Source organism: Nocardia sp. NPDC050412 (assembly GCF_044458825.1).
In the GTDB taxonomy this organism is placed as follows: Bacteria; Actinomycetota; Actinomycetes; order Mycobacteriales; family Mycobacteriaceae; genus Nocardia.
Genome location: NZ_JBITIJ010000013.1, coordinates 204,115 through 213,588 on the forward strand (window position 1 = coordinate 204,115; position 9,474 = coordinate 213,588).

8 protein-coding genes are annotated in these 9,474 nt (G+C 64.8%); 3 read left to right on the plus strand and 5 right to left on the minus strand.

From position 1 onward, the window contains the following. Positions 1-13 precede the first annotated feature (13 nt). From ACIBI6_RS31740 to ACIBI6_RS31750, 3 genes are all read left to right on the plus strand, one after another. The gene (locus ACIBI6_RS31740; RefSeq protein ID WP_364356885.1) at positions 14-1,498 is read left to right on the plus strand and encodes a nitrate/nitrite transporter; all 1,485 of its coding nucleotides are present in this window, start codon (positions 14-16) and stop codon (positions 1,496-1,498) included. A 252-nt stretch (positions 1,499-1,750) separates the two neighbouring features. After that, positions 1,751-2,290: a GNAT family N-acetyltransferase gene (locus tag ACIBI6_RS31745; protein WP_364356888.1), complete on the plus strand. Its 540-nt coding sequence runs from the start codon at positions 1,751-1,753 to the stop codon at positions 2,288-2,290. 67 nt (positions 2,291-2,357) lie between these two features. Then, entirely contained in the window at positions 2,358-3,200 is an 843-nt protein-coding gene (locus tag ACIBI6_RS31750; protein WP_364356891.1) for a hypothetical protein, read from the plus strand. A gap of 14 nt (positions 3,201-3,214) precedes the next feature. Here the strand turns inward: ACIBI6_RS31750 and ACIBI6_RS31755 are convergent, their stop codons facing one another. The 5 genes from ACIBI6_RS31755 to ACIBI6_RS31775 form a co-directional block, all read right to left on the minus strand. Then, complete coding sequence (locus tag ACIBI6_RS31755; protein WP_364356894.1) at positions 3,215-4,321, minus strand: SCO2521 family protein; 1,107 nt, start codon at positions 4,319-4,321, stop codon at positions 3,215-3,217. Between the two features lies 1 nt (position 4,322). Next, on the minus strand, positions 4,323-5,339 hold the full coding sequence (locus tag ACIBI6_RS31760) for an SCO2522 family protein (protein WP_364356897.1): 1,017 nt from the start codon (positions 5,337-5,339) through the stop codon (positions 4,323-4,325). A 47-nt stretch (positions 5,340-5,386) separates the two neighbouring features. Further along, the gene (locus tag ACIBI6_RS31765) at positions 5,387-6,301 is read right to left on the minus strand and encodes an SCO2523 family variant P-loop protein (RefSeq protein WP_364356900.1); all 915 of its coding nucleotides are present in this window, start codon (positions 6,299-6,301) and stop codon (positions 5,387-5,389) included. A gap of 3 nt (positions 6,302-6,304) precedes the next feature. Further along, a complete protein-coding gene (locus tag ACIBI6_RS31770; RefSeq protein WP_364356903.1) occupies positions 6,305-8,149 on the minus strand; it encodes an SCO2524 family protein in 1,845 nt (614 codons plus the stop codon). Between the two features lie 296 nt (positions 8,150-8,445). After that, positions 8,446-9,297, minus strand: a complete 852-nt coding sequence (locus ACIBI6_RS31775; protein WP_364356906.1) for a TIGR02569 family protein — start codon at positions 9,295-9,297, stop codon at positions 8,446-8,448. Between the last annotated feature and the right edge of the window lie 177 nt (positions 9,298-9,474).

The window sequence follows — 9,474 nt, forward strand, 5'->3', positions numbered from 1 at the left end:
CGAGAGGAAGCCGATGACTGCCGCAGTAGCTGCCACCGGCCAGCAGTCGGAAACCCCAGCATTTACGCACCAGAAAAGGGGCCGCTGGCTGGATCACTGGGAGCCGGACAACACCGAATTCTGGGAATCGGGCGGCAAACTCACCGCCCGCAAAAACCTGATCTTCTCCGTCTTCGCCGAGAATCTCGGCTTCAGCATCTGGGTCATCTGGGGCACCGTGGTGACCAGCATGGGTCTGGCGGGCTTCGACTTCCTGGCCGGGCTCGGCAAGGGCAATCCGACCGCGGTGAGCAATGCCCTGCTGCTGACCTCGACCCCGACGCTTGTCGGTGCGGCACTGCGCATTCCGTACACCTTCGCCATTCCGAAGTTCGGCGGACGCGCATTCACGGCGTTCAGTGCGGCCATGCTGCTCATCCCGACGCTGGGCCTGGCCTACTTCGTCAACCACCCCGGCACCCCCATGTGGGTGTTCATGATCCTGGCCGCGCTGGCCGGCTTCGGCGGCGGCAATTTCTCCTCGTCGATGGCAAATATCTCGTTCTTCTTCCCGGAAGGGAAGAAGGGGGCGGCCCTCGGTATCAACGCCGCGGGCGGCAATCTCGGTGTGGCGCAGACCCAGTTGGTGCTGCCACTGCTGATCACCCTCGGCACGCACATCATGGCCAAGGATGCGGCGGGCTACCGCTTCGGTATAACGCTATCGGTGCTGGTCTGGGTGCCATTCATCCTGATCGCCATGTTCGGTGCGCTGCGGTATATGGACGCCATCAGCACCGCCAAGGCCGACGGCAAATCCTACAAACTGGCGCTGACCAATAAGCACACCTGGGTGATGTCGTTCCTCTACGTCGGCACCTTCGGTTCGTTCATCGGCTTCTCCTTCGCGTTCCCGACGCTGATCAAGGCCAACTTCCCGGATCTCGCCAAGATCGGCTGGATCACCACTCTCGGTAACCTCGCCTTCCTCGGCGCGCTGGTCGGCTCGTTCAGCCGTCCGTTCGGCGGCTGGATATCCGATAAGGTCGGCGGCGCCAAGATGACCATTTATGTCTTCGGTGGCATGGCGGTAGCGTGCGTGCTGATCATGGCCGGATTGCAGGCCAAGAGCTTCCCGCTCTACCTGATCGCCTTCCTGCTGCTGTTCGTGCTGACCGGTATCGGCAACGGCTCGACCTACCGGATGATCCCGTCCATCTTCAGCGCCGAGGCCAAGAAGTACGCCTCCGAACACGGACTCGATCTCACCGACGCCACGGCTTCGGCCAAGCGTCAGGCCGGTGCCGCGATCGGTGTCATCGGCGCGATCGGCGCGTCCGGCGGCTACCTGCTCCAGCAGGCACTTCGCCTGTCCAACATCAACTTCCACAGCATGAACCCGGCCTTCTGGGCCTACGCCGGCGCCTTCCTGGTCATGGCCGCGGTCACCTGGTTCTTCTACCTGCGCTCCTCATTCGCCATGACCCGCGTACCCTCCCTGGCCTACGCGAACGTATAACCACATCACCCGCAAGACCCGAATGCCGCGCTGGAAGAGGTCCCCAGCGCGGCATTCGGCCGTCGGTGTCGAATCACATTGCTATGGTGGATATCACGCCAAGTCAGTAGGCAGCACGAGGGGGCTCCGGCGAGATGGCACACATCCGCATCACCACCCGCGACTGAGTAGGGATCGCATTTGGCGGTCTCGGTCCGTCAACTGCGCCAGCACTTTACGCTGGAAAGCAGACTCACACCGGGAGAGTGAGCATTGGACAAATCCGAGGGGGCGGGGGAACCGGTGTTCCGGACCGCGCGATTGGCCGATCTCGACGATATCGCCGCGCTGGAGCGGGAGCACTTCGGCGATCTGTGCTACCCATATGTGACGCTGCGGCAACTGTTCGACCTGCACGGACCCGATTGGGTGGTGGCCGAAATCGGCGGCAGAGTGCGCGGCTACGCACTCGTCGGCGTCGGCACCCGCCGACGCGGCTGGGTAATGGGTCTCGCGGTCGCACCGAACTACCGCAACCGCGGCCTCGGCCGCGCGCTGCTGGATCGGGCGGTGACGAGTTGCCGCACCGCACAGGCGGATTCGGTGTACCTCACGGTGCGACCTACCGACCAGCGCACAGTCAAGCTGTACAAGAACGCCGGATTCCGTTGGGCCGGACATGAACAGCGCTATTTCGGCGCGAACGAACCGCGAGATGTGCTGGTGCACCGCATCGATCATTGGCCGACCACCTCGCAATTCCCCGGACCGAACGACAAGCGGTGGCTCAAGGGGGGTCGCGCACCAGATTGATAGTCGAATCACGTTGGTATGGTGGATATCACGTCGAAGGCGACGGCTGCTCCCGGGGGAATACACGATGACCGAATACGCGGGCCTATCCCAACTACCAGCTGCGGTCAATTCGATGACCATGCTGATCGATCGACACGCCGACCGGTACGCCGGTGAGATCGCCGAATACTTCCAACAGGCCGGAGCCGGATCCGAACAGCGGCTCCTCGACTCCTTCAACACCCACGTCGAGACATTGGAGCTCGACTACGACCCGGTGAAGATCTCTCAGCCCGGTGACAGCCTGGTCTTCTCCCATATCTACGCGGCGGCGCAGGAACCCGCCGCGGACGGCGACGGAGCGCTGCGCGCCCTGACGGCGCTGCTCGCAGCCGAGGTCGAATTCCGCGGACCACGACGGCTGAGTCGCACCCAGAACATCCGGATCGCCGAGATCTATGAGCATCTCGGCCGCGCGCTGGTCGGCGCCGACCTGCCCCAACATGCCGTACTGGCCTTCAAACGCGGGGTTGGACTGCACCGGGTCGAGGAGGACTTCGACGCGCAGGACCGCTGCGGGCACGCCTTGGCGCAGGCGCGCTGCCGCGCCGTCGACCCGGTCTGGAAGCGGATCCCGCATTGGACCCTGGAAGTGCTGTGCGGCTATGGCTTTCGGCCGTTCCGGCTGCTCGGCTGGATCGCCGCCGTGCTACTCATCGGCACCTTCGTACTGTGGACCACCGACGGCCAGCCCATCCCGACCGCGCTGCACATGTGCCTGATCAACTACCTGAATCCACTCGGTCTCGGCGATCTCGAGGACATCAGGGGCGCCGGACGGACACTCCTGGTCATCGAGGCCTACGCCGGACTCGTGCTCAACTCGCTGTTCTTCGCGCTGCTGGTCCGGCGATGGTTCCGGATCTGATGCCGCCGCGGCGGCTAGTCCGCGCTGTAGTCCTCGGTGCCGATCCTGGTGTGGCGCACCGCATCCAGTGTCGCCACCAGCACCCGATTGTGCAGCTGATCGATCAAGGCCCGCCGTCCCGCGGTGAAATCCGGATCGGTGTTCAGCTGCGTCCACAGTCCACGCAGCGCCGGTGGTGTATGCACGCCGGGGACCCACAGATGTGCCAGGTGGTGCAGCACCGGGGCCAGCACCGCCACCGACTCCGGACTGCCCGGTGCGAACAGATCGGACTGCTCCAGCGCCGCGGCGGTGACCGACAGCAGCCAATCGTGCACCGCGAGATCCTCACAGAACCGCTGCACGTCGGCCAGTTCCGCCTCGGTGCGCACGGTGATCAGCGCGGTGCGCACCGTATCGTTCTGCAACCGGAACCACACCACCGGCTGCGCCGGATCGCCGATCCGCGCCGCCCAGCGCAACCTGGTCGCCCCCGATTGCACCGGCGTGTTCTGGTCCAGGCGATGATCCATCCGGATGCGGCCGAGCAGCCGATTGGCGATCGACGCGAGATCGAGGGTGCCCCCCGGCGGCGGCCCCGCGGCCAGGAAGCCTTCCGCCAGCCGGGCGCCGGTTTCCGGAGTGACCTTGGTGATCACCTCGGATACGCCGACCTGGCTCAAATAGTGCGACCACGTCCGGCGCTGATCGCCCGCGGCTCGAACGACCCTGGTCCGTGCCGAACTCTGCAATACTCGCCCACCGACCACAACCGCATGCGTCGCCACCGTGCCGATCGCCCGCACATCGGTATGCGACGGCGCCGCCAACCGGCAATCCACCCCCTCGGCGGTGGTGGGCGAAACCGCGAGCGACATCGGCCGCTCCCGCCACAGCATCGGACGGCCCGGCACCAATTCGAGCAGTTCCTCGAGATCACCGCGCGACAGCGGCGTCGCCGCGGGCAGCAGGCAGGTGTCCACCTCACCGAACACGATGAGCGGGCCGACGGGAGTCCTGGCCTGTGCCGCACCGGCACGCACCAGCAGGCGCACGGCTCGGCCGCGGCGCAGCTGCCGCAGGTGCGGCGTCGAGCGGGCCGCGCGCATGCGGCGCGCGGCCGCATCGTTCGGTTCGTTCACGTCAGGATCCGTCCAGCAGGAAGTGGGTGAGGCGTTCGGTCACCTTGCGCGATACGTCGATTCCCTCCTCATGGCCCCTGGCGACGATCTGATCGACCACTTCGTCGTCGAGTTGGATGTGATCGAGTATTACCCGCACCGCGTGCTCGATACCCAGATATCGCTGCGGCAGCAGCGAAAGTGACCGATATGCGGCAAATGGTTTGGCCCGCGGATTCAGCTGGACCACCGCGGGCATCTCCCACCAACTGCCGGGCCATGGCATATCCGGCTCCCACAACTGCGGCTCGACCACCGGCATACCGTCGAAACGCAGCATGCCCATTCGCAGCAACTGCCAGATGGCGGCCAGATACGGGCAGGACCATTTGGTGAAGACTTCCTTGCGTCCGTTCACCTTTCGGGACTGCTTACTCCACATTTCGACATCGAGAAAAATCGAATGCTCGCGCCGCCCGAACTCCTCGGCCGGTTCGTACGGTTCGTCGTGCATGGCCTGCTCCGAGGGATCATCGGATGCGCGTCGCCCATTGCACAGCCAGCCGGATTCCGCGGTGGGTGGCCTGCGGCCGTTCGCACCCTCGGGCGGTTCGGCCACGATACGGGCCCGGACCAACTCGGCCAGTTCGATACGCGGCGCGCTCACCGCGCCGTATTCGGCGGCCGGCACCTCCCAGCAGCCCGCCTCGCGCGCCAAATAGTCGATGGTCAAACCACATTCGTCGGCATTGCGCAGCAATTTGTCGAGGATTTCCCCGGGATTGGTATCGGATCGGAAATAGTCGTCGACCAGAAAGCAGGTGCTCACCCGGGCACGTGGCCCGAATTCGATTTTCGTGGCCTCGGTGAATGCCGTAACGAGCGGCACTATCCGACGAAACTGCGCGCGAATCTTCTCCTCACCATTGGCCAGATCGTGCATATAGAAGTGTCCGACCTCGATCGACACATGGGAAAGCGGCACCTTGGCGACGCGCGGGTGCTCGGTGGCCTCGCTGTAGCCTGCGGCATGCTCCATGTGCTCGAAATCCCTTTCCTCCGATGGTGTTCTCGAGTTCGGTCGATTCAGATTCGGCGCCAGGTGGCTGGATCGAGCACGCGATCGGCGAGCGTGTCGAAGGCCTCGACGGTTGCCTTGTTGGCAATTTCCTTCTGCACGTCGATATCCAGAATCAGCTGTTCGCGCCATTGCAATACCGGCTCGACCGGGGTCTCGCCGAGCATCGCGCTCGCACCGACCTTGTTCGTCGATGCCAGCCGTTTCAACATGGAGTCCTGTTGATGCAACCAGGCCGCCTGCGGCCCAGGGGATTCGGTCGCCTCGTTCAATTGCGGCACCGCGGTGCGCACGTACCGGATGTTGTCCAGCAGTATCTCGGGATCGTGGCCCGCGCCCGCGCCGCAATCGAGCAGTCCGTACCGGCCGCGTACCAGACCGTGTGCGGCGATGATGTGCTGACGGGTCCAACGATGAAATACCAACCAGCGCACCGTTCGCGCAGCCAGCTGCGGCAAGGCCGTTGCCTTGAGCGCGATTTCCATCGCCACCGAGCGCCCCGCGCTGAGATCGACAATGCAGACGTCGAAGTCCTGATCGAGCTCGAGCAGCAGCTTGGCACAGTTGTCGAGGGTGCGGTCCTCGATTTTGGTGAATTCCGCGCCACCGGCATCGCCGGGCAACAGGAACAGTTTGCCGGTGCGCGTGCGCATCTTACGTAGTTCGCGTCGATCGGTGTTGTCGCGCACATCGATTCGCGTCGCGACACCTGCCCTACCGAGCAAATAGGAATGCAGCCCGTCGCCGCTGGAGATGCCGCGCTCCGCACCACTGATCTCGAAAAGCGCACCCGCGGTCGGGGAACCGAAATCGAAATCCAGATAGGCGACCCGCTTACCCCGCACACACATCCGATACGCGAGATTGCAGCTGGTCACCGAGCGGCCGGTGCCGCCCTTGTCGGAGGTCGCGAACACGATCATGCGCTAGGGGTTCCTTGTCGCATCGCGGCGGGCGGCGGCCAGTCGGTCCAGTTCCCGCAGGGCGTCGAGGGCGTGCACAAAGGTGGTCGCGGAATCCTCGCGCACCAAGCGCCTCGCCTGGTCGATATGGTCCTCCACGCGATCGAGCGCGGCCCGATTTCCCGAGGTGTCATCGATGCTCACACCGAGCATTTCCTGATCGAACCGATGCTCGGCGGTATTCAGCATGACCCGTGCGACGTCCTGCAGATCCGGCCAGTTGGGCGGCGGTTCACGATAGGTCCGGTCCGCGGCCACCAGGCATTCGATGACTCGTTCGGTCATGTACCACGACGGCTTTGTGACCTCGGCATCACCGTTCTCGCCGAACGCGCCCGCCGGATCGTCCCATAGTCCGGGCGCTCCGGCCCGTAGCATGCGCCGATCCAGATGCTCCATCACCGATCTGGCCAATTCCATCAGCTTGTCACGGGCCGCGACATTGTTGGACAGCCTGGCCGCCTGCAGCATTCGCTTGAGCAGCACCGCCGAGAAGTCCGAAACCTCCCACTGCAGCGTCGGTCCGTCATCGATGCCCTCACTGCCCCGCAGGGTCAGTCGCACGCCCGGAGTGTGCAGCGCGACCGCGGGGTCCTCGCGCATGGTCCGGCGAATGATCCTGCCCCGGCCGGCCAATTCGTCGAAAATGGCCACGGCCCTTGTCAAGTCGTCATCGGATGCGGTGCGCGCGACCAGATCCTGGATCAGTACCGCAGAGACGATGAGACTGAAGTAGTCCGACTGCTCGTCGTCGGAGGTACGCCACGGAATATCCTCCAGTGGCCAACTGCCGGAGCCGAAGCGCGCGACCGTCGACCAATAGCGCTGGGTCAGCTCCCATCGGGTGCGCAAGGCCTGGGCCAGCCGATGCTGTTTCTCGTCGAGCAGACCGAGCTCACCGGTGCGCGGGGAGACCAGGTCGTTGATGCCGTCCAGTGCGACGACCGTGAAATAGAGGTACGGGCGCGGATCGGCGATCCCCTTCTCACTCGCGATCTGCGCCTCGACGAAGTCGACCTCGGTAGCGTCGCTGGCAATCCCCCAACTCCACCCGCATTCGAACAGCAGATTCTCGTCCTCGAGCTCCTTGACCGATTTCTCCTGGCCCAGGGTGACATCGCTGCGCAACCGCGCCCGCACCCGTTCCAGACTGCGCCGCACACCGTCGACCATGGCCTGCTCGGGTTCGCCGGTCTGGTTCAGCATTCCCAGAATCGCCTGTCCCTCACGCGATTTCGGCTTAACGGTATTGACGACGAAGCTGCGGACCAGTCCGGTCATCGCCGCGGTGAGCCGCGCACTGAGCTGACCGGAGAGATAATCGATCCGCTCTGTCAGCTCCCCGGGTCGCGCCCAACCGCGGAAGGCGCGCAGGAAGCGCAAGCCCGCCATACAGACAGTCAGCGACATCGAATACGAGTCGACGACCTCGATGCCGCGCTGTGCCGCATTGGGTTCGCGCTCATCGGCGGAGCGCAAATAACTGCCCGCGGAGAAATTCGGCTGCCCGTCGTCACGGGTGTTCTGCTCGATATAACGCTCGAGCAGCCACACAACGAAGCTGCCGATCTGCTTCGGACCACCGAGCGGTTCGAGGACAGAACTGACGTCGTCCTCCATGCGATCCGGATTGTCCAGTGCGAAGATATCTATCTCGGTAGCCGGATACAGCAGGCAGAGCAACTGTTCGGAATCGCTGATAGAGTTGGCCTCCATCCGACCGCCCCAGCGCCACTCCTCACCATCCCAGCACGCGGCGAGCATGGCGCGCCACACATCCAGAATCTGTTGTCTCGGTTGGATTCTCACCTGCCGCCGTCCTCACCCCAAGTCGCAGGCGCGCCGCTCCTCACCGCGTCCACGAACGTCAAATTAGCACGGGCACAACGCTTACGCTGGCTCCACGAGAGTCCGATCCGGTTCCATTCCGGCATCACCTGAATCGGTCGCAAAGCCGTCCGAGCACGGGCAACCACACAGCATCCGATAGCCCGCAAAGCAGGTAAAGCAATCGCCACCTGATGGCGGTCGTCCGAGCATAAAGCAGCCGATGCGGCACACGACGCAGATCGAGTAACAGGGCGGTCGCGCGGTTGAGACGAAACTCAGAGCATCAGACGAACCATATCCGCAGTCCGCGCCAACCCCGGAAACGCTTCGGGGGTCGAGCGCGGGTGCAGCGCATGTACAGCAAGCCGAAACATGACCGCGCGCAACAACATCTGCGGCCACTCGGGTAAATCGGACCAGCGGTCGAGAAGGCCGTCGTCGGCGCCGCCCCAGGCGAGTGCGTCGATGACAATGACACCGGCAGCCCAGGCTGCCGGGCGCCAGTACGGGGTGATGTCGGTGAGGCCGGGGGTGAAGACTCCGGCGAAAAGTACCGTGCCGAACAGGTCTCCGTGCACCAATTGCGCAGGGGTTTGGACCGGCTTGCGCAGGGTAGCCAGTTGGCCGATCAGTTCCATGCTGCGCAGGCCGTCGGGAGAAGTTGCCGGAGTGATGCCACCGGCGCGCAGGCTTCGCAGCGGCACCGCCTCCCAAGCGGCACGATCGGCGGCGACGAAAACATCGACATCGACCCAGGGTGCGACCGGCGGCTGGACCAAGAACCGTGGTCGTTCCAACTGCGCCGTGGCCTTGTGTAGCCGCAGCGATACCGAGACGACCTCGTCATAGCGTGGCTCGGGCACACCCTCCAGATAGGTATCCGCGCGCCAACCGGATACCACGTAGCGGCCGTCGGTGGCGCGCACGGGGCGAGCCAGGCGTAGACCGTCCACCTTCAGGGTTTCACGGACCTTCGCCGACCACGCCGCCCTGGCGTGATCGGCGATCGGGCTCAGCACCACGTCGCCGAGCCGCCAGCCGCCATCCCAGTCTCCCAGCGAAACCGGGGTCACTTCGCGCAGTCCGAACGTGGCGCGCACGTGCTCGGGGGGTTCCACAGAAGTCACGGCCGTACGGTACCTGTGTTGAATTTGGCACGCCTGCGGCGCGCCGTGGGCTCTGTCTTTGGCCGCGCCTGCGGCACGGCGGGTTCGCGGCCCCCTGGTGTCTCGCGGGCCCGCCCCCCCCCCAGCGCCCCTGGGGGCGGGGGCCTGGGCGGGGGGGGCGCCCGGACGGGCCGCCGC